At 30.6% G+C, this 25,857-nt stretch carries 15 protein-coding genes and 1 CRISPR repeat array; all 15 genes read left to right on the plus strand.

The window, feature by feature from the left end; genetic code table 11:
• The first annotated feature begins 17 nt into the window (after positions 1–17).
• The 15 genes from E4100_RS00115 (at position 18) to E4100_RS00185 (ending at position 25,800) form a co-directional block, all read left to right on the plus strand.
• Complete coding sequence (locus E4100_RS00115) at positions 18–965, plus strand: helix-turn-helix transcriptional regulator (protein WP_135269742.1); 948 nt, start codon at positions 18–20, stop codon at positions 963–965.
• Positions 966–1,045: 80 nt separating this feature from the next.
• Positions 1,046–1,462, plus strand: a complete 417-nt coding sequence (locus E4100_RS00120) for an HD domain-containing protein (RefSeq protein WP_135269743.1) — start codon at positions 1,046–1,048, stop codon at positions 1,460–1,462.
• A gap of 1 nt (position 1,463) precedes the next feature.
• Complete coding sequence (gene cas6 / locus E4100_RS00125; RefSeq protein WP_135269744.1) at positions 1,464–2,189, plus strand: CRISPR-associated endoribonuclease Cas6; 726 nt, start codon at positions 1,464–1,466, stop codon at positions 2,187–2,189.
• A gap of 16 nt (positions 2,190–2,205) precedes the next feature.
• Positions 2,206–2,931, plus strand: a complete 726-nt coding sequence (cas6, locus tag E4100_RS00130) for a CRISPR-associated endoribonuclease Cas6 (RefSeq protein ID WP_135269745.1) — start codon at positions 2,206–2,208, stop codon at positions 2,929–2,931.
• Positions 2,932–2,945: 14 nt separating this feature from the next.
• Positions 2,946–4,598: a type I-B CRISPR-associated protein Cas8b1/Cst1 gene (cas8a1, locus tag E4100_RS00135; RefSeq protein ID WP_135269746.1), complete on the plus strand. Its 1,653-nt coding sequence runs from the start codon at positions 2,946–2,948 to the stop codon at positions 4,596–4,598.
• A gap of 11 nt (positions 4,599–4,609) precedes the next feature.
• Entirely contained in the window at positions 4,610–5,494 is an 885-nt protein-coding gene (cas7i, locus tag E4100_RS00140; RefSeq protein ID WP_135269747.1) for a type I-B CRISPR-associated protein Cas7/Cst2/DevR, read from the plus strand.
• Entirely contained in the window at positions 5,472–6,224 is a 753-nt protein-coding gene (cas5b, locus tag E4100_RS00145) for a type I-B CRISPR-associated protein Cas5b (RefSeq protein ID WP_245196327.1), read from the plus strand. The genes cas7i and cas5b overlap by 23 nt, the downstream gene beginning before the upstream one ends.
• Before the next feature lie 10 nt (positions 6,225–6,234).
• Complete coding sequence (gene cas3, locus E4100_RS00150) at positions 6,235–8,448, plus strand: CRISPR-associated helicase Cas3' (protein ID WP_135269748.1); 2,214 nt, start codon at positions 6,235–6,237, stop codon at positions 8,446–8,448.
• Between the two features lie 64 nt (positions 8,449–8,512).
• Positions 8,513–8,632 (plus strand): Dna2/Cas4 domain-containing protein, encoded by a 120-nt coding sequence (locus E4100_RS09565; protein WP_425596605.1) that lies wholly within the window; start codon positions 8,513–8,515, stop codon positions 8,630–8,632.
• 2,957 nt (positions 8,633–11,589) lie between these two features.
• Positions 11,590–17,730: direct repeats of the CRISPR family, unit length 30 nt; unit sequence GTATTTAGCCTACCTATAAGGAATTGAAAC.
• A gap of 483 nt (positions 17,731–18,213) precedes the next feature.
• Positions 18,214–18,618 (plus strand): large-conductance mechanosensitive channel protein MscL, encoded by a 405-nt coding sequence (gene mscL / locus E4100_RS00160; RefSeq protein ID WP_135269749.1) that lies wholly within the window; start codon positions 18,214–18,216, stop codon positions 18,616–18,618.
• 51 nt (positions 18,619–18,669) lie between these two features.
• A complete protein-coding gene (locus tag E4100_RS00165) occupies positions 18,670–20,325 on the plus strand; it encodes a sigma-54 interaction domain-containing protein (RefSeq protein WP_135269750.1) in 1,656 nt (551 codons plus the stop codon).
• Between the two features lie 179 nt (positions 20,326–20,504).
• A complete protein-coding gene (ftcD, locus tag E4100_RS00170) occupies positions 20,505–21,401 on the plus strand; it encodes a glutamate formimidoyltransferase (RefSeq protein WP_135269751.1) in 897 nt (298 codons plus the stop codon).
• Positions 21,402–21,414: 13 nt separating this feature from the next.
• Positions 21,415–22,698: an imidazolonepropionase gene (gene hutI, locus E4100_RS00175; RefSeq protein WP_135269752.1), complete on the plus strand. Its 1,284-nt coding sequence runs from the start codon at positions 21,415–21,417 to the stop codon at positions 22,696–22,698.
• On the plus strand, positions 22,688–24,712 hold the full coding sequence (hutU, locus tag E4100_RS00180) for a urocanate hydratase (protein ID WP_135269753.1): 2,025 nt from the start codon (positions 22,688–22,690) through the stop codon (positions 24,710–24,712). The genes hutI and hutU overlap by 11 nt, the downstream gene beginning before the upstream one ends.
• A 212-nt stretch (positions 24,713–24,924) precedes the next feature.
• Complete coding sequence (locus E4100_RS00185) at positions 24,925–25,800, plus strand: phosphate ABC transporter substrate-binding protein (RefSeq protein WP_209315183.1); 876 nt, start codon at positions 24,925–24,927, stop codon at positions 25,798–25,800.
• Positions 25,801–25,857: the final 57 nt, after the last annotated feature.

Consider the following 25,857-nt stretch of genomic DNA (forward strand, 5'->3'; position numbering starts at 1 on the left):
GTGATAGAGGTGGTCATATGTCTAGGGTATCCAATGCAATTAATATGGTAAAACTTCTAAATAAAAATGGGTCTATGAAAGTAAAAGAACTGGCTAGAGAATTAGAAGTTAGTGAAAGAATGATAAAAACTTACAAAGAAGACTTAGAAAAATGCGGGTTTTACATATCTTCAAAACGCGGACCAGATGGAGGATATTATTTAGATATGCCACTAGAGCTTTCATTTATTGGGATAACTAGAGAAGAAATGGACACTTTAAAAATGGTAAATGAGCTCATAAAAAGCAAAGACTATCCACATGCAGCAGTATTCGATAAATTCACACAAAAGATATTGAATTTCTCTTCAGGGTCAGGAGAAATTAGATTTTTCTCGAAAAACATTGTGAGACCTAGTTTAGTAAAAGAAAAAGAACTGAAATCATGGGAAATAATAAACAAAGCTATTAATGAAAGGAGAAAACTTGAAATTAAGTATAAACCGTTAGAAAATAAATCAGACTCAGAAAAAACTAGAATAGTGCATCCATATGGGGTATTTGAATATGATTTGGCTGTATATTTTTTTGGTTACTGTGAGCTTAGAAAAGATTTAAGGTATTTTAAACTTTCAAGAATTCAAGAAATATCTATTTTAGAGGAAAAATTCAAAGTAGATAAAACAATAAACATCAATGAGAAATTAAATTCATCATTTGGAATTATAAATGATGAATTAGTAAAATTCAAAGTTGAAATAAGTTATCCTTTTAGTCAGTTAGTAAAGGAGAAAGGTTTTTCAAAAGATTATTCAATAACTGATATAGGTGAAGATAAAATAATTTATGAAGCTGAAATGGCAGGATATAAGGAGATTAAATCTTGGATTTTAAGCATGGGGAAATATGCACGTGTAATAGAACCAATTGATCTCAAAGAAGAAATAAAAAAAGATATAGAATATTTAAACAAAATATATAATTAAGACAATATATTGCCTAAATATATGGTAAAATCTTTACAAGAGGATATGAACGTAAAAAAATAAAGTTTGGGGGTGATAAGATGAATGTCGAAAGGGCGATTGAATTGTCATATCAATTGTATGATGGGAGATTAGAAGAGAATGGAGTTCCATTTATATCCCACCCAATAGACATAGCCCTTAAGATGAGGACTAATGAAGCGAAAATCGCTGCATTATTTCATGATGCATTGGAAGAAGGAAGGCTTTCAATAGACGATTTAGTAAAAAATGGATTTTCAGAACAAACTATTGAAATTTGTAAAGCGCTGTATAAGAAAGATGAAGAGAACTACGAAGAGTATATTAAAAAAGTAAAAACAAACAATGTTGCAAGAAGGATAAAGATTGAAGACATAAAGTACAATATAAAAAAAGGAGAAAAGGTGTTAGGTAGCGAAAAATTTAAACTCTATAGGAAGGTTCTAGAAGAGTTAATTACAGATCAAGAGGTGTAACATGGAATTAAGAATAACTTTTCAATCAGAAAACCATATTATTTTGCCAATTCACTACAATCACATACTTCAAGGATTTATTTATAGTAATATAAGTGATGATTTGGCAGAGTTTTTACATGAAAGAGGTTACATCTTAAATAATAGAAATTTCAAGCTTTTCACATATTCAAATATTTTGACAAAAGGACAAGTAAAAAATTCTAAATTATATTTTGGTAAGAATGTCGAATGGGTTGTAAAATCTCCCATACCAGAATTTATCAACTCATTCGGCACATATATACTGCAAAAGGATGATTTAAATCTTGGGAACAACAAAGTAACTGTCAACCGTACTCAATTAAAAAAGCAGAAGGTAGAAAGTGATGAAATAGAGATTAGCACTATATCACCGATAGTCGCTTATTCAACTTTTTCTAGAGAAAATGGTAGCAAATACACTTGCTACTTTTCACCAAATGAAAACGATTTCTCTAGAATTGTAAAAGAAAATATAGTAAAAAAATATGAAGCTTACTACAATGTTTCACTTAGTGATATGGAGTTTTCAATAACACCTATTTCTAAAATTAACTTAAATATCATTTATTACAAAGATTTCTTGATAAAGGGATATTCTGGGAAATTCAAACTAAGAGGTGACAGAAGGTTACTTGAGTTGGCATTAGAAGCAGGCGTTGGAAGTAAAAATTCACAAGGGTTTGGCTGCGTAGAACAAATATAGAAAGGGGGGAAGGAAGATGAGATTTAGAGTTAAATTCAATCTTCAAAATGAAAGCATACCTAAGGATAAAAATAGGATAATTCTTTCGTTTTTAAAATCTGCTTATAGTAAATATGACATAGATTATTACAAATCACTTTATGAAGAGAATCAAACCAAACAAAAAAGTTTCACATTTAGCACTTATATGCCACAAGCGAAGTTTCTAAGAGATGAAATAATTATCCCTTCATGTTCATTTGATTTAGAATTTTCATCATATGACAATTATGATTCTTTAATGTTTTACAATTCTATAATAGGTATTCTCAACAAAAGTATAGATATTAAAGGGAATTCCATAACAGCTAAAAATATAATTAATTTAAAGGAAAAACCGATATTTGATAATTATGCTACATTCAAAACCATTAGCCCAATTTCAATAAGGGAGCATAACGGAGACAACAAAAAAACGTGGTACCATTTACTTGAAACTGAAAAAGGAAAAGAAGTTTTCCTACATAACATTAAAATTCAAGCATTAGAGCAATTTGGTGATAAAGCAAAATATGATTTAGATGATTTAAAATTATCCGTAATAAAGAGTAAAGAGGTAAGAGTTAAACACTACGATATAGTAATTCCAGCAAATTTAGCTATTCTAAGGATTGAAGCCAAGCAATACTTAGTAGACTATTTTTATAAGGCGGGAATTTGCTCTCAAAGGTCAACTGGATTTGGGATGTTAGATTTAATATAGGAAGGAGGGGGAAAATGGAAGAAAAAATAACACTTCATTTAGAAGATTGGTTGTATAACGCAGGGATTGTAGGCATTTATAATATTTTAACATATTCAGATGATACAATAGTTAAAGGTAAAGACAGTATAACTTTTCATAAAGAAGCTTTAAATGATTTTGAAGAAAAGTATTTTTCTTATTTTATTGATAAATATGAAAAATTGATACCATGGGGGAAGATAGTTGATTTTGAGAATACTATAAAATATTACAAGCAAAATGATTTACATAATTTAGATAAAGAGAACTTAGCAAAATTAAATGATCAAATAGATTATATTAAGAAAACCTTAAAAAGTAATAGTTTTACTAAAATGTATCCATTATTAGAATCGGAAAATGACTTAACAGAGCTAGAAAAAAGACTAACAAAAATAAACGTAAAAAAAATATCAAATGAAAATCATCAGCCAGTACTAGATGCTTTTGAAACCATAGAAATTATAATCAATGAGTTAAAGAAGCTAAAAGCAAAAAAGTATCTAGCAGCAAGAAATACTATATATAATTATATAAACCGTTCTTGGAATGGTGTAGCATTTTTAAACAGAAATGATAAGGAATTAGATCCATATATATCATACAAGAATCATTTTATTGATCCTATATTTGATTATCTGGAAAAAGATAAAACCAAATATGACTATTCATGTGCAACTTGTAATAGCCCTATATCTAACTTAGATAATAGCATGAGCTTTATGAATAACATTGGGTTTGATACTGGAAGAAAAACTTCACATGTTTGGAACTTTTTTTTCGATTTGGGAATATGCCCAATATGTAAATTAGTTTATTCTTGTGTACCTGCAGGTTTTATATTTACTAGCAATAAAGGGATATTTGTGAATGCAAATAATGATATAGAAAACTTAACTTCTATAAATAGAAAAATAGAAGAAGAAATTCTAAAAAACAGTTCAAATTCAACGTATAGTGCATTTATAAAATCGATCAATGAAGAAATGATAAAATCAACTATGTATGAAATCTCAGACATTCAAGTGATTAGACTAGAAAATGATAAATATAAATTTAGCCTCTTGAATTCTAATATTTTAAATCTCATTCATAAAAATAAAGAACAGTTAAATTATCTATTCGGAAAATATTATGTTGAGAATGAAAATAGACATTATTTGCAGGAAGAAGTGACGGGCGCTTTACTAGACAATCAAAATTTATATCTTCTAATTCATAAGCTTTTATCATATAAATTAGGGAAAAACAACAATACAAGTTATTCAAGCAAGGATATTGCAAATGTTTTAGTGATTAATTTTAATTACTTAAGGGGGTTAAGCAGTATGGAGGAATGGAAAAGTGAAATAGTTGATAAGGCAGAATCTCAAGGATATTATCTGAGGGCTGAATATGAGGCAAAATCTAACGAAAACAAAATAACTGGTATATCATACAGACTGTTAAATGCTTTAAAAACTAATAACAAAAATAGTTTTATGGATACAGTATTAAATTGCTATTTATATGTAGGCAAACAAGTACCAAAGATCATTACAGAAATTTTAAAAGATGATGAAGCTTTCAGGACTATTGGATATGCATTTGTGACAGGATTGATTTCTGGGAACCACAATAATAAAAATGATAATAATAAGAATTAAGGAGGAAAAAGATGGAAAACAATTTAAAACCCAAAGGATTATGTTTAACTATAGTATTTGAGGCAGAGAGTGCAAATTATGGAGAATCAATAGGGAATATTTCCGCATTGAAAAAATTATCTAGAGGGAAAGGAGATCAATATACATATATATCTAGACAAGCTATAAGGTATAATATTGTTGAACAACTAGGAGAAGAGCTTGCAGAAGTAATAGCATCTGGTAGCGGAGATAAAAAAGTTATACAATTTCATGAGAATGCGACTATAGATAAATACCCAGAGATAGACTTCTTTGGTTATCTTAAAACAATGAAAGAGACATCTGGTAAAAAACGTTCTGCTAAAGTTAGACTGACAAATGCTATTTCATTAGAACCATTTAGAGGAGATCTAGATTATCTTACTAACAAAGGATTAGCAGATAGGATAAACTCAAATATGAATATTGCTCAAGCTGAAATACATCGATCGTTTTATAGATATACTATCGTGGCAGATTTAGATCAAATAGGGATAGACGCAGTCGATAATATATTTATCGACAATAAAGAAAAATCTAGAAGGGTAAAAAAATTATTAACAACTGTTGAATTTTTATATAGAGACATTAGGGGGAGAAGAGAAGATTTAAAACCATTATTTGTTATAGGTGGTGTTTACGACATTAAAAATCCTATATTTGCTAATACAGTTACCGTACGAAATTTAGAGATACCTACAGGGCCAATTCTAAGTGTTATGAATGACAGGATAAAAAAAGATACTTATTGTGGTATAGTTAAAGATACATTTAAAAATGAAAATCAAATTATAAATGAACTAGGAGCAACTACAACGGCAGAATTCTTTAATATTGTAAGGAGCAAGGTAGATGAGTACTATGAAGGCTGTTAGAATAGTACTCGAACAAGAAACAGCTAATTATAGAAAACCTACTAGTTTTCAACTAAAAGAAAGCTATCCATTGCCACCACCATCAACTGTAATAGGTATGGTGCACAATATATGTGGGTTTGATGAGTATATACCAATGGATGTGAGTATCCAAGGCTCTTACTTCTCAAGACATTTAGATTTATTCACTCGTTATGAGTTTAAAAATGGAATGACATATGATCAAACAAGACATCAACTTAAAGTAGATGAATATGGTGTAGTGGAAGGTCCAGGGTATACTGAATTATTAGTTGATGTAAATCTAATGATCCATATTATACCCAAAGAAGAAGCTTATTTAGATATAATTTTTGAGTCCTTTTTAAACCCAAGGGAATATATATCTCTAGGTAGACGAGAGGATATAGCATCTATAAAAGAAGTAAAAATGGTAAACATAAACAAAGGAAAATTAGAGGAAGATATTGAACTTGATCCTAATATAAAAGCTTATATTAAATGTTCTGACCTTGAAGATAATAGTATTATACTTCAAGGTGGTGCTTCAGGGGTCTCATATAGAGGTACAAAATTCAAATTAAATAAAAATTATCAACTTCAGAATATAAAAAATAAAACAATAAGAAACTGGAGTAAGGTAGATGTCATTTATACATCTCATATTAATATAGTAGAAGATTCTTATGCTTTATTGGATGAGGATGGAAACCCAATTTTTGTTTTATAAGGAGAATAAAATGGAGTTTTTAGCTAAATCAAACCCACAAGAAACAATCCAAGAACACACTGATAATTTAATACGAAACTATTATATTTTAAAGTCAACATATCCTAATCTAGAAATAGATTGGGATATGTTGTATGTAGCATGTTTATATCATGATTTGGGCAAGATAAATCCTAAATTCCAAGAAAAAATAGGTAATAAAGATATTAGATCTAATTTAAAGAACATAGAAGAAGTTCCTCATTCTTTTTTAAGCATCTCATTTTTAGATCCAAATACTTTAATGAAAAAGGGATTAAGCGAAAGAGAGATTAAAGTACTTGCCACAGCGATAGCTTATCATCATGAAAGAGAATATGAATATAATAAGCAAGAATATAAATATCAGTTAGATGAAATACAGCAAATAATTCAGGAATTCCATTATGATAAATTAGAGGATGTAAAAATAAAAAAAATATCTAAGAAATATTTTAATTACGACTATATTTATAAAAGAAATGATAAAACAATGTTTTATAAATATGTATTAATAAAAGGCCTTCTAAATCGAATAGATTATTCAGCAAGTGCACATTTGGATGTAGAATACAAGAATGATTTTTTAATTAATTCTTTAGAAAGAATGATGGATAGTTGGCGAAATCAAAAAAATGCTGATTGGAATAATCTACAAAAATACATGTATAAGCATAGCGATGAAAATGTTATAGTTGTAGCTCAAACTGGTATGGGTAAAACTGAAGCAGGCTTATTGTGGATAGGAGATAATAAAGGGTTTTTCACATTGCCATTAAAAGCAGCAATTAACTCTATTTATAAAAGGATCAAGGACAATATAGTTGTAGAAAATATAGAAGAAAGAGTCGGTTTATTGCATTCTGATACTTATAGCGAGTATATTAAATTAGATGATGACTTAATCGATTTTGAAGAATATTTCAGCAAGACTAAACAATTATGTATGCCACTAACCATATGTACTTTAGATCAATTATTTGACTTTGTTTATAGATATAGAGGCTTTGAACTTAAATTAGCAACTTTAGCATATTCTAAAGTAATTATAGACGAAGTTCAAATGTATTCACCAGAGTTAATAGCATATCTAATTATTGGATTAAAATATATTAAAGAAGTAGGCGGGAAATTTGCAATAATGACAGCAACATTGCCAAGTTTTATAGTAGACTTATTGCGGCAAAAGGAAATAGAGTTTACTTTACCCGAAGAGATTTTTATAGACGAAACATATAATAGACATAGTATGAAAGTTATTGAAAACAATTTGAATCCCGAATTTATTATTAATATGTACACGAACAACAAAGTACTTGTAATAGTTAATACAGTAAGAAAGGCTCAAGAATTATATGATGGTTTACAACCATTTGCTGATAAGGTTGATTTAATACACAGTGCTTTTATTAAAAAAGATAGAAACGAAAAAGAGGAAGCAATACTTAAAATCGGTGATACAAAATCAGATGACTGTGGAATATGGATAGCAACTCAAGTAGTTGAAGCTTCTCTAGATATTGACTTTGATTTATTAATAACAGAATTATCTGATCTGAATGGACTTTTTCAAAGAATGGGAAGATGTTATCGCAAAAGGGAATTAAAAGAAGAAAAATACAATTGTTTTGTATTTGTTGGTGAACCTGAAATAGCTCCAAGTGGAATCGGATATGTTATAGATAAAGAAATATTTAATTTATCTAAAGCCGAAGTTATTAAATATGATGGAGTAATATCTGAAAAAGATAAAATCAGAATGATAAATTCGGTTTATAATCTAAACAAAGTGAAGGATACAACATATTTTAAAAAAATCATTGAAACAATGGAGTATGTTAATAATATTGAAGATTATGAGAAAAGCAAAGCCGAGGTAAAATACAAATTTAGAAATATTTTAACTTGTACTGTTATTCCACAAGTCATATATGAGGAAAACGAGGATTTGATAAAGGAGTCTTTATCCATATTAAATATGAAAATAGATAATAAATTAAGCAAGGCTGAAAAACTAGAACTAAAAAAACAACGAAGTCTAGCTAGAAATAGAATTTTAGACTTAACAGTAAATATTGACTACGATAAATATTCAAAAAATCAAGGTTCTGATAAAAAAGATATTCAACTCTCAAAACACGAGAAAATACCTGTATTCCCTTGTAATTACTCAAAGGAGAAGGGAGTTGAAATTAAAAAATATTAAATACTCAAAAACAAGATAATTTTTCTTAGGATGTGATATTATATCAACAATAACTGGATTAGAAATATACTATTACATTGTATGTAAAATAAAGCTTTGGTACTATACTCATAATTTAAACATGGAGCAAAATAGTGAATTAGTAGAAATTGGTCATTTAATTAATGATAATTCTTATATTTAGAGATGAAAGATGGCTGAATAAACGGTTCTGGGTATACAGGATGATAATACAAATAATATATTTAAAATTTATGTCGATATATGATGATGTAATATTATTTAAGGTATGACAGAAATACAGTTATTTAAAAATCAGACTTTTTATTATAAAGCTAACATATGTATTAATTTTTATCGGTATTTTATTTAAATCGACTAATTAGCTTTGCATAATAAGCTTGTTTAAGTTATTCCAGCAAAACGCATTCAAATAGAACTAAACTAGAATGTAAATTTATTTTACGCATTAGAATTCGGTTTGAATGGTAGATTCAAATAGAACTAAACTAGAATGTAAATAAGGATATGGCCACGAGAGAGGAAATAATTACTATTATTCAAATAGAACTAAACTAGAATGTAAATGAAGGCAAAACTAAATATGATGTTTCAGCTATTGAAATTCAAATAGAACTAAACTAGAATGTAAATCTTGGTAATAGCAGACCAGAGCGAGTTTGAAAGCTAATTCAAATAGAACTAAACTAGAATGTAAATCTGTGATGTGCAAAGAATGCACCTGCGAATAGAGCAATTCAAATAGAACTAAACTAGAATGTAAATTCATAATTTAATGGTGAACCATCAATTCTTCCATACATTCAAATAGAACTAAACTAGAATGTAAATGAGAATACTACAGAGATTACTACAAAGAATACTACAATTCAAATAGAACTAAACTAGAATGTAAATCTTGGTAATAGCAGACCAGAGCGAGTTTGAAAGCTAATTCAAATAGAACTAAACTAGAATGTAAATCTGTGATGTGCAAAGAATGCACCTGCGAATAGAGCAATTCAAATAGAACTAAACTAGAATGTAAATTCATAATTTAATGGTGAACCATCAATTCTTCCATACATTCAAATAGAACTAAACTAGAATGTAAATGAGAATACTACAGAGATTACTACAAAGAATACTACAATTCAAATAGAACTAAACTAGAATGTAAATATATATCAAGAGGTATTGGTACTCTTTGATAGTGATATTCAAATAGAACTAAACTAGAATGTAAATACCATTATATGTGTGATTTTGATAGAAATAATCGCCAATTCAAATAGAACTAAACTAGAATGTAAATATAGGTATTACTGCGATGATAGGAGAAGATAGAAAAATTCAAATAGAACTAAACTAGAATGTAAATGTTGATGATTGGTATGGATTATCACCTATTGAGTCAATTCAAATAGAACTAAACTAGAATGTAAATAAACAAATAATGGAATTATATTCAGCTGGAGTGGAATTCAAATAGAACTAAACTAGAATGTAAATCTGTTAAGCTTCTTCTTCTGACTCTGTTGCTCCTTATTCAAATAGAACTAAACTAGAATGTAAATTTTATCTTTATTAATACAACAGGTAAACCACTAAACATTCAAATAGAACTAAACTAGAATGTAAATATTAATTAGTCTAATAAGATAATAAAATAAATAAATATTCAAATAGAACTAAACTAGAATGTAAATTACTGTATAAACTGAATAAAAAAACGCCTTAACAAGTACATTCAAATAGAACTAAACTAGAATGTAAATCAGGGATAGAAGGGATAAAATTCATAATAGCAGACCATTCAAATAGAACTAAACTAGAATGTAAATCCATATTGGAGAAAAGAAAAAGAATTATGCGTTATTATTCAAATAGAACTAAACTAGAATGTAAATAAAAACTTGTCATCTCTGTATATTTGATTTACAGAAATTCAAATAGAACTAAACTAGAATGTAAATTTAGCAAGAACTTTTTTTTTGAGTCCTCATCTGCAAATTCAAATAGAACTAAACTAGAATGTAAATCCAAAGGAGGAAAGAAAGTTTATGGAAAATAAAATCATTCAAATAGAACTAAACTAGAATGTAAATATATCAATGGCAGTCTTTATGGAATTTGAGTCAACAAATTCAAATAGAACTAAACTAGAATGTAAATATATCAATGGCAGTCTTTATGGAATTTGAGTCAACAAATTCAAATAGAACTAAACTAGAATGTAAATATATCAATGGCAGTCTTTATGGAATTTGAGTCAACAAATTCAAATAGAACTAAACTAGAATGTAAATATATCAATGGCAGTCTTTATGGAATTTGAGTCAACAAATTCAAATAGAACTAAACTAGAATGTAAATATTTAGACGAAATAGAGACTGGCACAGTATTGAGCATTCAAATAGAACTAAACTAGAATGTAAATTAGAAACAGATTCACTTGTTTCAATCAAAGGACAAAATTCAAATAGAACTAAACTAGAATGTAAATACGCTACAACACCTCGTTCCCCGCGCTGTATAGCGCTATTCAAATAGAACTAAACTAGAATGTAAATGCGTTTGTCAAATATGCCTCATATGCATTTATTAAAATTCAAATAGAACTAAACTAGAATGTAAATACATGATGAAACTAGATTTGGTTATACTGTTTCGCTCATTTAAAATAGAACTAAACTAGAATGTAAATATCAATCTCTTTAATAGTGTCATCTAAATCTCTCATATTCAAATAGAACTAAACTAGAATGTAAATCAAGGAACTGGCCTTGGAATTGCCCCAATTGGACATAATTCAAATAGAACTAAACTAGAATGTAAATTAGAAGGGACTGTTGACGATGTTGCTAATGACTTATCATTCAAATAGAACTAAACTAGAATGTAAATGTGGAAGATGTAGATAGACATATTAATCACTTGACAATTCAAATAGAACTAAACTAGAATGTAAATTATGAACAAGAAGAATGTGTATTAGAAAGTTTTAACGATTTAAATAGAACTAAACTAGAATGTAAATGTTCAATTCAATTGGGGATATTCTTTGAATGAAGTAATTCAAATAGAACTATACTAGAATCTAAAAACATCATCTTTTAATAAATATTAGTATATATTTTGTATTTAGCCTACCTATAAGGAATTGAAACTAGCACTGACAATTTTTTCTTGCGTTACTTCATCTAGTATTTAGCCTACCTATAAGGAATTGAAACATGTGATTTCTGATATATTTATACCTTGACTCAAGAAGTATTTAGCCTACCTATAAGGAATTGAAACTAATACAGGCCATGGATATATGACATCTGGAGAATATGTATTTAGCCTACCTATAAGGAATTGAAACCAACTCCTCCTTTTCACCAAAAGTTAATTCGGTAAAGTATTTAGCCTACCTATAAGGAATTGAAACAATAATAACTCTCCTTTCTGCCTTTGATAAAATTCCAGTATTTAGCCTACCTATAAGGAATTGAAACTACAGCCGATGCGTGTAAGTCATCCAGCCAAGTTCGGTATTTAGCCTACCTATAAGGAATTGAAACGTATCAGGATATGAAGGCATCATAGGCTATATTGTTTGTATTTAGCCTACCTATAAGGAATTGAAACAGATATATGCGAATTTAATTAAATTAGGGTTAAAACGTATTTAGCCTACCTATAAGGAATTGAAACGATAAGTGAGATACTTAAAATATAGAAGTGTACATAGTATTTAGCCTACCTATAAGGAATTGAAACAATCAAAAACAACACAGTCAATGCGTGTGAGTCATCCGTATTTAGCCTACCTATAAGGAATTGAAACATAATAGATACCAAGCGATTATATTAATTAATACTAGGTATTTAGCCTACCTATAAGGAATTGAAACCTTTCAAAAACAAGCTCATCTAGTACACTATAGTTAGTATTTAGCCTACCTATAAGGAATTGAAACCCCTGCATGTCTTTCCTTGTGCGTCTTTATAAGTTGGGTATTTAGCCTACCTATAAGGAATTGAAACTGACGCTAGTAGAAAACTATGTCCTAAAAGTATGTCAGTATTTAGCCTACCTATAAGGAATTGAAACTCATGTTTAAAAATTTTATGTCTATAGGTGTTAATTGTATTTAGCCTACCTATAAGGAATTGAAACAACAAGCGATGATGCACCTATACCCCTACATATATAGTATTTAGCCTACCTATAAGGAATTGAAACATTTAAAGATTAGTGCTACTAAAATACCAAAAAGCACGTATTTAGCCTACCTATAAGGAATTGAAACTCTGCATTGAAATCTGCAACTTGTGCATCATTTAAGGGTATTTAGCCTACCTATAAGGAATTGAAACGAAATTGGTTTGGAATGGGTAATCAACCAGATAAATTGTATTTAGCCTACCTATAAGGAATTGAAACAAGTGATATATATATAAATAATATTTTAAGCAGGGCGGTATTTAGCCTACCTATAAGGAATTGAAACTAGTATCATCAGAGTGGGTAAAGGAAAACGATTATAGTATTTAGCCTACCTATAAGGAATTGAAACCATATTCTATTGCTTTTAACCTTACCTCTTTTTTAAGTATTTAGCCTACCTATAAGGAATTGAAACTAGATAAGTATATAAAAGTATTAAACCTAGAAGTAGAGTATTTAGCCTACCTATAAGGAATTGAAACCACACACGGGGGAGATCTTTACAAAGAGGTATGCAGGGTATTTAGCCTACCTATAAGGAATTGAAACCTCTGCCGATGGCAGCAATAGTGTTAGTTTTTAACACAGTATTTAGCCTACCTATAAGGAATTGAAACTAAACAGTAGGATATGATAATCTTAGTATTTCTGCAGTATTTAGCCTACCTATAAGGAATTGAAACACAAATCTTTAACTAATTTTTCTTTTATCATTTTTTAGTATTTAGCCTACCTATAAGGAATTGAAACCATATTCTATTGCTTTTAACCTTACCTCTTTTTTAAGTATTTAGCCTACCTATAAGGAATTGAAACTAGATAAGTATATAAAAGTATTAAACCTAGAAGTAGAGTATTTAGCCTACCTATAAGGAATTGAAACCACACACGGGGGAGATCTTTACAAAGAGGTATGCAGGGTATTTAGCCTACCTATAAGGAATTGAAACCTCTGCCGATGGCAGCAATAGTGTTAGTTTTTAACACAGTATTTAGCCTACCTATAAGGAATTGAAACTAAACAGTAGGATATGATAATCTTAGTATTTCTGCAGTATTTAGCCTACCTATAAGGAATTGAAACACAAATCTTTAACTAATTTTTCTTTTATCATTTTTTAGTATTTAGCCTACCTATAAGGAATTGAAACTCGCTTCTGATCCATTCCCTACTTGTTGATTATTTCGTATTTAGCCTACCTATAAGGAATTGAAACGGAATATGGAGTCAATAGAAATAGAAGAAGATCCAAGTATTTAGCCTACCTATAAGGAATTGAAACAACGTTCTATAGCCAACAAAATCAACTCCACGTATGGTATTTAGCCTACCTATAAGGAATTGAAACTCTAATTTGTATATTCACACTCTCCTAATAAATCTAGTATTTAGCCTACCTATAAGGAATTGAAACTCCACTCAGGTTGATTTGCTAGGTCTTGCATATTATTGTATTTAGCCTACCTATAAGGAATTGAAACTAATTCAATAGCAATAACTACTGAAGGATCTATATAGTATTTAGCCTACCTATAAGGAATTGAAACTGAGGCCAGATAGTCCTGAAAATAGATTAGCTCCGAGTATTTAGCCTACCTATAAGGAATTGAAACATTTGACGGTACCAAGTTTTCAAGGCTCCAAAGCGTGTATTTAGCCTACCTATAAGGAATTGAAACAACTCTGAATCTTCATATCCAATAATAATCCAATAATGTATTTAGCCTACCTATAAGGAATTGAAACTTGCAAAAAGAGTTTAAAGGTGAAGAAATTGAATTTGGTATTTAGCCTACCTATAAGGAATTGAAACGGGACACTGGCAGGTATGGCTTATATGGTAGACAATTGTATTTAGCCTACCTATAAGGAATTGAAACTATTCCATATTTCTACCAGTCAATGATGGATGTTCAGTATTTAGCCTACCTATAAGGAATTGAAACATGAAGTTTTCGGCTATATACGTACCTACTATATAGGTATTTAGCCTACCTATAAGGAATTGAAACGAAAAAAGTTTTGTAAAGCCATTTTTACACCTCCTTGTATTTAGCCTACCTATAAGGAATTGAAACAGATATTAGACTATAATAGGTATTTGGTGAATAAAGGTATTTAGCCTACCTATAAGGAATTGAAACTCCCAATTTCTTGGGTCATCTGGACTCCCATCTTGAGTATTTAGCCTACCTATAAGGAATTGAAACTATAATATAGTAGATTAGCCATTTTTTCAGCATTTTGTATTTAGCCTACCTATAAGGAATTGAAACTTGTATTAGATTCATTAAACACTCCACCAAAATCTTCAGTATTTAGCCTACCTATAAGGAATTGAAACCTATAGTATTAACGCAAGATGGATGTACATATATTTTGTATTTAGCCTACCTATAAGGAATTGAAACTCACTATATCTAATTAACCACATCTAAGTATTTGTTAGTGTATTTAGCCTACCTATAAGGAATTGAAACATTCAAAATTTTTAAATCCTTTTATAAATTTGTCTCTGTATTTAGCCTACCTATAAGGAATTGAAACTCAATAACAATCTACATCTCCTCAACCAAAACTTAGGTATTTAGCCTACCTATAAGGAATTGAAACTGATTATCAATATATCTCAACCTCATTAGCTTCTTTTCGTATTTAGCCTACCTATAAGGAATTGAAACTAAAAGATGATGGATGGGACTATATAGGTGATATATGTATTTAGCCTACCTATAAGGAATTGAAACTCCTGAAGAATATGAAAGGATAGAAAAATTATTCCCGGTATTTAGCCTACCTATAAGGAATTGAAACGAGATTATATCTTTGATTGGGACGCCCTTAAAAAAAGTATTTAGCCTACCTATAAGGAATTGAAACAAGTCTTTTTCATTCTCTATTCTGATAATATAGAATGTATTTAGCCTACCTATAAGGAATTGAAACCGCACTGATTTAGAGTCAACTAGGATGATGATAAGGGGTATTTAGCCTACCTATAAGGAATTGAAACTAATATAGAAGTATATATATTTTTAAAAAAAATAAAGGTATTTAGCCTACCTATAAGGAATTGAAACTCTTTTGACGTAAATTGTTGTAGTCCCTTATCATCAGTATTTAGCCTACCTATAAGGAATTGAAACATTGACCATACAGTGCCAGGAGACATCACCGTGACGGGTATTTAGCCTACCTATAAGGAATTGAAACGTATGATTGTACAGGGGTATATGCTGTTGTATCAGAGTATTTAGCCTACCTATAAGGAATTGAAACATAATTTAAGCCCTGCATCATTGCTGATGCAACGATGTATTTAGCCTACCTATAAGGAATTGAAACAAGGAGGATTTAAAATGAAAAATGTTAAAAGTTTAAGTATTTAGCCTACCTATAAGGAATTGAAACAAGAAGCCGAGGTTAGGGTATATAAGTTGAGTGAGGGTATTTAGCCTACCTATAAGGAATTGAAACAAACATACTCCCATCCAAGTTCGTCAAGAACTTGGAGTATTTAGCCTACCTATAAGGAATTGAAACTGGATCATAATCTATTCTATTTAATGACTACTACATGTATTTAGCCTACCTATAAGGAATTGAAACTTGTCATGTGTTGTAATGTATGACGTTGCCTTTCCAGTATTTAGCCTACCTATAAGGAATTGAAACTATTGAAAATGGTTATTCAGTAATTGAAATATATTAGTATTTAGCCTACCTATAAGGAATTGAAACCTAAAATAATATCGCCTCTTTTTACTTTCATAAGGTATTTAGCCTACCTATAAGGAATTGAAACTGCTGTAACGTGTATGAAAAATGAGGTGTGTGGATAGTATTTAGCCTACCTATAAGGAATTGAAACAATTTTTATCACCTTGCTGGTAAATTCTAAAATAATGTATTTAGCCTACCTATAAGGAATTGAAACTCCATTCCATACGCTTTTTAGAATTTGTACCCCAGTGTATTTAGCCTACCTATAAGGAATTGAAACCTGTTATTTGTGAATTGTCTACATATATAAAATTATTGTATTTAGCCTACCTATAAGGAATTGAAACAATCCAGAATATGATGCAGAAGATGAACAAGAGAGAGTATTTAGCCTACCTATAAGGAATTGAAACGTAGCAGACGCAGGGCCAGTTATTGCGGCAGGTATAGTATTTAGCCTACCTATAAGGAATTGAAACTTTTAGAAGCATGGTTATTCGCTATTTCAATATGGTAGTATTTAGCCTACCTATAAGGAATTGAAACTAGACATTTTTACGTCATCAGCAAGTGCAGGTCTTTGTATTTAGCCTACCTATAAGGAATTGAAACAGAAACTCCTCAAGTTGGTCAACATTAAAGAAGTTGAGTATTTAGCCTACCTATAAGGAATTGAAACTCAAAATCATAACTATAATGGTTGGTTGGTTGCTCTAGTATTTAGCCTACCTATAAGGAATTGAAACTAGGGTTGTGCCATTGGAGCTTGAGAGAATTACCTAGTATTTAGCCTACCTATAAGGAATTGAAACAAATATGCTCCAAAATTGAAATATGATTATTTATTCGTATTTAGCCTACCTATAAGGAATTGAAACCTTTATCTGATGTACATTCCACCCATTTATCATAGGTATTTAGCCTACCTATAAGGAATTGAAACACGATTTTATATGTGAGTCATATAATAAGTCGCCTAGTATTTAGCCTACCTATAAGGAATTGAAACTGCTCAAATAAAAGATATTATATTTGAGCTAGGTGTATTTAGCCTACCTATAAGGAATTGAAACACTTCATTCAATTCCTTTTTTGTTCTCGAAATAATGGTATTTAGCCTACCTATAAGGAATTGAAACGTATCTATTATTAATAGCATTACACTAGTGCCTTTTGTATTTAGCCTACCTATAAGGAATTGAAACGTAGTTGGGGATGAGAGTAATAGGGTATTGGAAGTTAGTATTTAGCCTACCTATAAGGAATTGAAACGGTAAAATAAGCATTGACCAAATTGATGAAGATTTAGTATTTAGCCTACCTATAAGGAATTGAAACTAAAAAAAGGAGGTGTTCAAAATAATTACACTATTTTTATTCTTTATTCTTGTTCTTTTGGTCGCAATCGTTTAATTAGCGAAGAAGAGCTAAAAAAACAAGAAAAATCTTTTTACATAATTCCAAGAGGAAATGAAAACTAAGTTGAAGATTATGGAATAACAACAGCAAATATATTGTGTGATAATTTTTGTTTATAAACAGATCAGCACTCAACGAAAGGAAAACTTCCATGGCTAGTATTTCAAAAAGAAAATAGGTAATTAAATACCTAAGGAGTTAATAAAAATAATACTGATAGTTATGATTATCTTTATGCGGTATGATTTACATAAAATATATACATTTAATTGAATGATGTAATTAACATATAAATACATTGAATTATTTCTCTTAACACATATTTGTAAAATCTCATTATCTATGTTTATACAAATTTGGGTAAATATATAAAAAAATAAATGTATGTTAGGGAGTGGTTTGATGTGGAATGATTTTAAGAAGTTTATAAGCAGAGGGAATGTATTAGATTTAGCAGTTGGAGTTATTTTAGGCGGTGCTATTGGGAAAATTGTTTCATCTCTTGTTAATGATATTATAATGCCTCTTATTGGAGTTGTCTTAGGGAAAATTGATCTGACTTCCCTTAAATATGTAATTAATCCTGCTTCGGGAGAAACTCCTGAACTTGCAATTTATTATGGAATGTTTATACAAAATATAATAGATTTTTTAATCATATCATTTGCTATATTTATAATGATTAGGACGATTGACAAGTTTAAGAAAAAAGAAAAAAAGGCGGCACCAGCACCACTTCCTAGTGAAGAAATAATATTGCTTAGAGAAATAAGAGATTCATTAAAGAATAAAGATGCCAGCAAATAGCTGGCATCTTTTGTGATATAATTGACTTAATTAATACAAGAGGTGAATAACATGGATATAGTAGAGATAGCTAAAATAATTAATAGCATATTTAGTCTATTTATTATTTTTGAAACTCAAAAAATATTATATATTTCAGATGAATTAAAAGAGTTAACTAAATATAATTTTAAAGAATTCGATGATTTACATTCTATTTCTGAAAACTCATATTTTACTATCTCTAATAATACATATTATTTAAGAAAATACGTCATCGATAAATATGATTTGTTTATATTTGAACCAATAGGAAATTTTACCGATACTTTGACAAAATCAATATGTTTAGAAGAAATCGTTGAAAATTTATATGACGGTGTGTTGCTTTCTGATAGAGATGGCAAAGTTGTCATATACAATAAAGCCATGGAAGAATTGGAGAGAAAACCAAAGAATAAAATGATCGGCAAATATATTTGGGACGCATACGGGTATAGCGACAAAACTAAATCTGAGCATATGCAAGTTTTAGAGAGTGGGAAACCTATCATTAATAAATACAAAGCACATGCCATATATAATGGAAAACCTGTTTATAAATCTTATTCCACTTATCCAATTATAGTAAACAATGAAACGATAGGAGTTTATTCTATAAGCAAAGATGAGACAAAATTACAAAATTTATTGAGTGAAATTGTTGAATTGAAGAGGAATTATTTCAGTGAAGATAATAAGGATAGAGATTTTTTTAATAATGGTACGAGGTTTACATTCTCAGATATAATTGGATCTTCTGAAATTATGAAAAACCTAATAAAAGAAGCTGAAGCACTTTCATGGCTTGACAACAGCATTCTTATAGTTGGGGATACAGGGACTGGGAAAGAAGTTTTTGCTCAAAGTATTCACAACTTTGGAAAGAGAAGAGCATATCCATTTATAGGAATAAATTGCTCAGCAATTCCTGAAAATTTACTTGAGACTATTTTATTTGGGTCTGTTAAGGGAGCATATACTGGAGCAGTTGATTCCTCAGGACTTTTTGAGGAAGCAGGGGAAGGGACACTTTTCTTAGATGAATTAAATACAATGCCATTAAACATGCAAGCTAAATTGCTCAGAGCACTTCAAGAAAAAAGCGCACGAAGAGTAGGAGGCAAAGAAAACTATCCTTTAAAATGCAGAATAATCAGTGCAATGAATGAGGATCCTTATGAGTTAATTGAAAGCGGTAGATTAAGACAAGACCTTTTTTATAGAATATCTGGATATAATCTTTATATCCCGCCATTAATCAAAAGGGGGGATGATATATTTGAGATATCTGAATACTATATAAAAAAATACAATAGAACTATGAATAAAAACGTAACTGGGATTGAGGATTCACTTAAAACAATAATGAAGAAATACTCTTGGCCTGGCAATATAAGAGAGCTGGAACATTTTATTGAAAATATCATGGTGAGAACAATTGACAATGAGAAAAATTTAAAATTAGAAAACTTACCAGATTATTTGAAAGATATTATATTTGAGAGTCAAAAAGTGGATAATAATTCAATAAATGATTTGGATAGTTTACTAAATCAATATGAGAAGAAAATAATTTTTGAAGCTTTAGAAAAAAACAGATGGAATGTAACAAAGACTTCTAAGCATCTAAACATTACAAGGCAAAGCCTTATTTATAGGATGAGAAAACACAACATAAAAAGGTAGTGTTTGAAAAAGAAACAAATTGTAGCTTATTTATACTGCATAGTTTAGAAAATGTTTCATTTTAAAACATAAATTTATATTTTCTTTTTTTAAAATACTTTTAAAGCCTAAAATACCGATAGTTTGTCATGGTATGAAATTTGCATTAATAAATATCAAAGAATACTAGGAGGATTGAAATGGGGAAATTAATTGAATGTGTTCCAAATTTTAGTGAGGGAAGAGACAAAGAAAAATTAGAGAAGATTTTAGATGAAATAAGGGCAATAGAGGGTGTAAAACTATTAGATTACTCAATGGATAAAGATCACAATAGAAGTGTAGTCACATTTATAGGAGAACCTGAAAAGGTTATTGAGGCTGCTTTTAGAGCTACTAAAAAGGCCAGTGAGCTTATAGATATGAGAACTCATAAAGGTGAGCATCCTAGGATGGGTGCGACCGATGTAATTCCTTTGATACCAATTTCAGATGTTACTATGGAAGAGTGTGTTGAACTTTCAAAAAAACTTGCTGAAAGGATAGGAAAGGAGCTTTCAATTTCGGTGTACCTATATGAAAAATCAGCATCTGCTCCTCATAGAGAAAATTTGGCAGATGTTAGAAAAGGACAGTATGAAGGTATGAAAGAAAAATTAAAGTTAGAAGAATGGACACCTGATTTTGGACCAAAAGAGCTTAATGAAAAAGCAGGTGTAACTGCTGTTGGAGCAAGAATGCCTTTAGTAGCTTTTAACATCAATTTAGGAACAAATAACCTAGATATTGCTAAAAAAATAGCTAAAGCTATCAGGGCAAAGACAGGGGGATTTACTTACTGTAAAGCTTTAGGTATAGAAATTGCTGAAAGAAATATTGTTCAAGTGTCAATAAACATGGTTGATTATACTAAAACTCCACTTTTTAGAGTATTTGATACTGTGGAAAGAGAAGCAAATAGATATGGTGTAAATGTGATTGGCAGTGAAATAATAGGGCTAGTTCCAATGGATGCTTTGGTTGATGTAGCTGATTATCATTTGAAATTGGAAAATTTCGATAAGACACAAATACTCGAAAAGAGAATGTCTGAATAGAGAGGATGGTTAAATGAAAGCAACTCTTGTTATTGAAAATATAACAAATTTAGCTACTATGAGTGGTAGCGATGGACCAAGAAAAAATAAAGCTCAAAAAGATATAGGACTAATTAAAAATGGAGTTATTGCAATATCTAAAGATAAAATAATTTATGTGGGTGAAGGGAAACTTCCAGAGAGTATCCCTACTGATGAAGGCACTGTTTTTATTGATGCAACTGGGAAATTAGTTACTCCTGGGCTTATTGATCCTCATACTCATCTGGTACATGGAGGGAGTAGAGAAAACGAATTTTCAATGAAATTGGAAGGAAAGTCATATCTTGAAATTTTATCAAGTGGTGGGGGGATACATTCTACCGCAAAAGCCACAAAAGAAGCTACTTTCGAAGAACTTTATGACAAAGCATACAAAAGTTTAAACATAATGCTTGAATTTGGTGTAACTACAGTAGAAGCAAAATCAGGATATGGAATTGGTGATTTTGAAACAGAGCTAAAGCAAATTGAAGTAGCTAGAAAATTGGATGAAACACATCCTATAGATGTGGTGCCAACTTTTATGGGTGCTCATGCAGTGCCACCAGAATATAAGGAGAGAAGTGACATTTTTGTAGATAAAATTGTCAATGAGATGATCCCATATATTGCTCAAAATAAACTAGCCGAGTTTTGCGATGTTTTTTGTGAAGAAGGAGTTTTTACTATAGAGCAGTCTAGAAAAATACTTTTAAGCGCTAAATCACATGGTTTGATTCCTAAAATACACGCTGATGAAATCGTTTCTATTGGCGGAGCTGAACTAGCTAGTGAAATTGAATGCATTTCGGCAGAGCATTTAATTAGTGCGAGTAAAAATGGCATAAAGAAAATGGGAGAGAAAAACGTGATTGCCGTACTTCTTCCCGGTACTAGTTTCAATCTTCAAGAGGGTAAAGTTGCTGACGCAAGATATATGATAGATAATGATGTAGCGGTTGCTATAGCTACGGATTACAATCCTGGGAGTTGCCCTAGCGAAAACTTACAGCTTATGATGTCTTTCGCTTCTATAACTTTGAAAATGACACCAGAGGAAGTATTAACTGCATCAACTATAAATGCTGCTTGCGCAATCAAAAGAGAGAGTTCTATAGGGTCAATAGAAGTTGGTAAAATTGCAGATATTGCTATATTTGATGTGCCTAATATAGCATATATGGTATATCATTTTGGAGTAAATCACACAGATTCAGTCATAAAAAAAGGTAAGATTGTATACAAGAAAAATGGGAGGGCTTTGAATGTACGATAATAAAGTAATTGGAGAATCAATGCAAATTAAGCTGGATAGTTATTTACCTGATTATCCTAAATTTGATGAATCAATACGTAGAGCACCAAAGAGAGAATTTACACTAACTAAGAGAGAAACAGAGATAGCTCTAAAAAATGCATTAAGATATGTACCGGAAGAATTGCATGAAAAATTAGCTCCTGAATTTTTAGATGAATTATTAACTAGAGGTAGAATATATGGCTATAGATTTAGGCCAGAAGGTAGAATTTATGGGAAACCAATTGATGAATACAAAGGTAAATGCATAGAAGGCAAAGCATTTCAAGTGATGATAGACAACAATCTAGATTTTGAAGTGGCACTGTATCCTTATGAACTCGTAACATATGGAGAGACAGGACAAGTTTTTCAAAACTGGATGCAATATAGGTTGACAAAGAAATACCTTGAAGAATTAACTGATGAGCAAACTTTGGTAATTGAATCAGGACACCCTTTAGGATTATTTCGTTCTTCAAAAGAGTCGCCTAGAGTAATTATCACAAATGCACTCATGGTGGGAATGTTTGATGACCAAAAACATTGGATTAAAGCTCAAGCTATGGGAGTTGCAAATTACGGGCAAATGACTGCGGGAGGATGGATGTATATAGGTCCGCAAGGGATTGTACATGGTACATTTAACACAATTCTAAATGCTGGCAGGATGAAGTTAGGAATACCTGATGAAGGAGATTTGAGAGGGCATATATTTGTTAGCTCAGGCCTTGGTGGAATGAGTGGTGCTCAAGGGAAAGCTGCCAAAATTGCCAATGGTGTAGGAGTTATTGCAGAAGTTGATTATTCAAGGATTGAAACCAGATTAAAACAAGGCTGGATTGATGAATGCTATGATGATTTAAAAGTAGTTTTTGATAAAGCTTATGAATATGCTGGTAAAAAAGAAGCAAGGGCAATAGCATATCATGGAAATATAGTCGATTTATTAGAATACGCCGTTGACAACAATATCCATATTGAACTATTATCGGATCAAACATCTTGCCATGCTGCTTACGATGGAGGGTATTGTCCACAAGGGTTGACATTTGAGCAAAGAACTAAAATGTTAAACGAAGATAAAGAGAATTTTATAAAAGAAGTAGATAAGTCTTTAAGAAGGCACTTTGAGTTGATAAAAACATTAGTAGATAGAGGGACGTATTTCTTTGATTATGGGAATAGCTTTATGAAAGCTGTTTATGATTCTGGAGTTAAAGAAATATCTAAAAATGGAATAGATGATTCTGAAGGGTTTATATTCCCATCTTATGTTGAAGATATCATGGGTCCAATGTTATTTGACTATGGGTATGGACCATTTAGATGGGTTTGCTTAAGTGGAAAACACGAAGACTTAATTAAGACCGACAAAGCTGCAATGGAATGTATAAATCCAAATAGGAGATATCAAGATAGAGATAACTACAATTGGATTAGAGATGCTGAGAAAAACAACCTTGTAGTTGGCACTCAAGCTCGTATTCTTTATCAAGATGAAGTTGGGAGGACACAAATTGCTCTAAAATTCAACGAAATGGTTAGAAAAGGCGAAGTTGGTCCAATTATGATGGGCAGAGATCATCACGATGTCTCTGGCACAGATTCTCCATTTAGAGAAACTGCCAACATCAAGGATGGAAGCAATATCATGGCTGATATGGCAACTCAATGCTTTGCTGGTAATATTGCAAGAGGTATGAGCTTAGTAACTTTGCACAACGGTGGTGGAGTAGGCATAGGTAAAGCTATAAATGGTGGGTTTGGTATGGTGCTTGATGGTTCTGAACGCGTTGACAAAATTTTAAGAAGAGCAATGCCATGGGATGTAATGAATGGTGTTGCAAGAAGAGCATGGGCAAGAAATGAAAATTCAATCGAAACAGCGATAGAATATAATTATAGAAACAGTAGCACAGACCATATAACTCTTCCCTTTGTAGCAGATGATGATTTGGTAAAAGAATTGGTAGACAAATATTATAAATAATTAAATATGCTCAGGCTTTATGCCTGGGCAATTATAAAACCAATACTTCATTTGATTTTTTAGTTAACTATTTAAAAAGCTTCCATTTGGGTAATATAAAAATGGAAGTTTTTTATTTTACATACTCTTAACATTCACTATATTGTTTCTTAATAGATAAGACGTATTATATAAGTGAACAATAAAGAAAATGATTGATAGGAGGATTTACAGTGAAAAGATCTAAATTTAGTTTTATATTAGTTTTAATGTTGGCATTGTCAGTATTTTTAGTAGCTTGTTCGTCGGGTAATGAAGCACCAGCTACAGAAGAGCCAGTCACAGAAGAGCCAGTCACAGAAGAGCCACAAAACTTGAGTGGTCCATTGACTTTATCAGGGTCTACTTCAGTAGAAAAAGTAGGATTAGCATTGATTGAAGAATTTATGGCTTTGAACCCAGATGTAGTAGGAACTTATGAAGCAATAGGCTCATCTGGCGGAGTTAAGAATGCAGCAGATGGAGTTACTCAAATCGGTACAGCATCAAGAGAGATAAAAGATGAAGAAAAAGCTTGGGGCATAGAAGAGTTGACAATCGCATATGATGGAATCGCAGTAATAGTTAACCCAGCAAATACAGTTGAAGATTTAACAATAGATCAAATTACTAAGATATACACTGGTGAAATAACAAATTGGAAAGACTTAGGCGGAAATGATGAAGAAATAGTTGTTGTTTCTAGAGAAGACGGATCAGGAACAAGAGGAGCTTTTGAAGAAATATTAGGTATTGAAGGTAAACTAACACAAAACGCTTTGATAGCTGAAGGTAATGGAAATGTTCAATCAACTGTTGCAGGAAATCCTAAAGCAATTGGTTATGTATCTTTCTCTTCCCTTGATAATACAATAAAACCATTAAAAGTTGAAGGCGTAGAACCAATATCAGAAGATGTAATTAATGGAACTTACAAAATTTCAAGACCTTTCATATTTGTCTATAAAGAAGAAAATTTAACAGAACCAGCGAAAGCTTTTCTAGACTTTGTCATGAGTGAAGAAGGACAAAATATAGTTGAAGAAAATGGAGCTATAAGAGTAAAATAAGCACAAAATAAGTAAAGCTAAAGTTAAGCTTTAGCTTTACTTAAATACATAAGGAGA

This window comes from Soehngenia longivitae, from assembly GCF_004684055.1.
Classification (GTDB): domain Bacteria; phylum Bacillota; class Clostridia; order Tissierellales; family Tissierellaceae; genus Soehngenia; species Soehngenia longivitae.

Excerpts from the sequence above, each read along its gene's own strand:
- ftcD (WP_135269751.1), top strand. The coding sequence starts at position 20,505 with ATGGGGAAATTAATTGAATGTGTTCCAAATTTTAGTGAGGGAAGAGAC.
- cas6 (WP_135269744.1), top strand. The coding sequence starts at position 1,464 with ATGGAATTAAGAATAACTTTTCAATCAGAAAACCATATTATTTTGCCA.
- cas3 (WP_135269748.1), top strand. The coding sequence starts at position 6,235 with ATGGAGTTTTTAGCTAAATCAAACCCACAAGAAACAATCCAAGAACAC.
- E4100_RS00165 (WP_135269750.1), top strand. The coding sequence starts at position 18,670 with ATGGATATAGTAGAGATAGCTAAAATAATTAATAGCATATTTAGTCTA.
- cas5b (WP_245196327.1), top strand. The coding sequence starts at position 5,472 with ATGAGTACTATGAAGGCTGTTAGAATAGTACTCGAACAAGAAACAGCT.
- cas6 (WP_135269745.1), top strand. The coding sequence starts at position 2,206 with ATGAGATTTAGAGTTAAATTCAATCTTCAAAATGAAAGCATACCTAAG.
- hutI (WP_135269752.1), top strand. The coding sequence starts at position 21,415 with ATGAAAGCAACTCTTGTTATTGAAAATATAACAAATTTAGCTACTATG.
- mscL (WP_135269749.1), top strand. The coding sequence starts at position 18,214 with ATGTGGAATGATTTTAAGAAGTTTATAAGCAGAGGGAATGTATTAGAT.
- E4100_RS00115 (WP_135269742.1), top strand. The coding sequence starts at position 18 with ATGTCTAGGGTATCCAATGCAATTAATATGGTAAAACTTCTAAATAAA.
- E4100_RS00120 (WP_135269743.1), top strand. The coding sequence starts at position 1,046 with ATGAATGTCGAAAGGGCGATTGAATTGTCATATCAATTGTATGATGGG.
- hutU (WP_135269753.1), top strand. The coding sequence starts at position 22,688 with ATGTACGATAATAAAGTAATTGGAGAATCAATGCAAATTAAGCTGGAT.
- cas8a1 (WP_135269746.1), top strand. The coding sequence starts at position 2,946 with ATGGAAGAAAAAATAACACTTCATTTAGAAGATTGGTTGTATAACGCA.
- cas7i (WP_135269747.1), top strand. The coding sequence starts at position 4,610 with ATGGAAAACAATTTAAAACCCAAAGGATTATGTTTAACTATAGTATTT.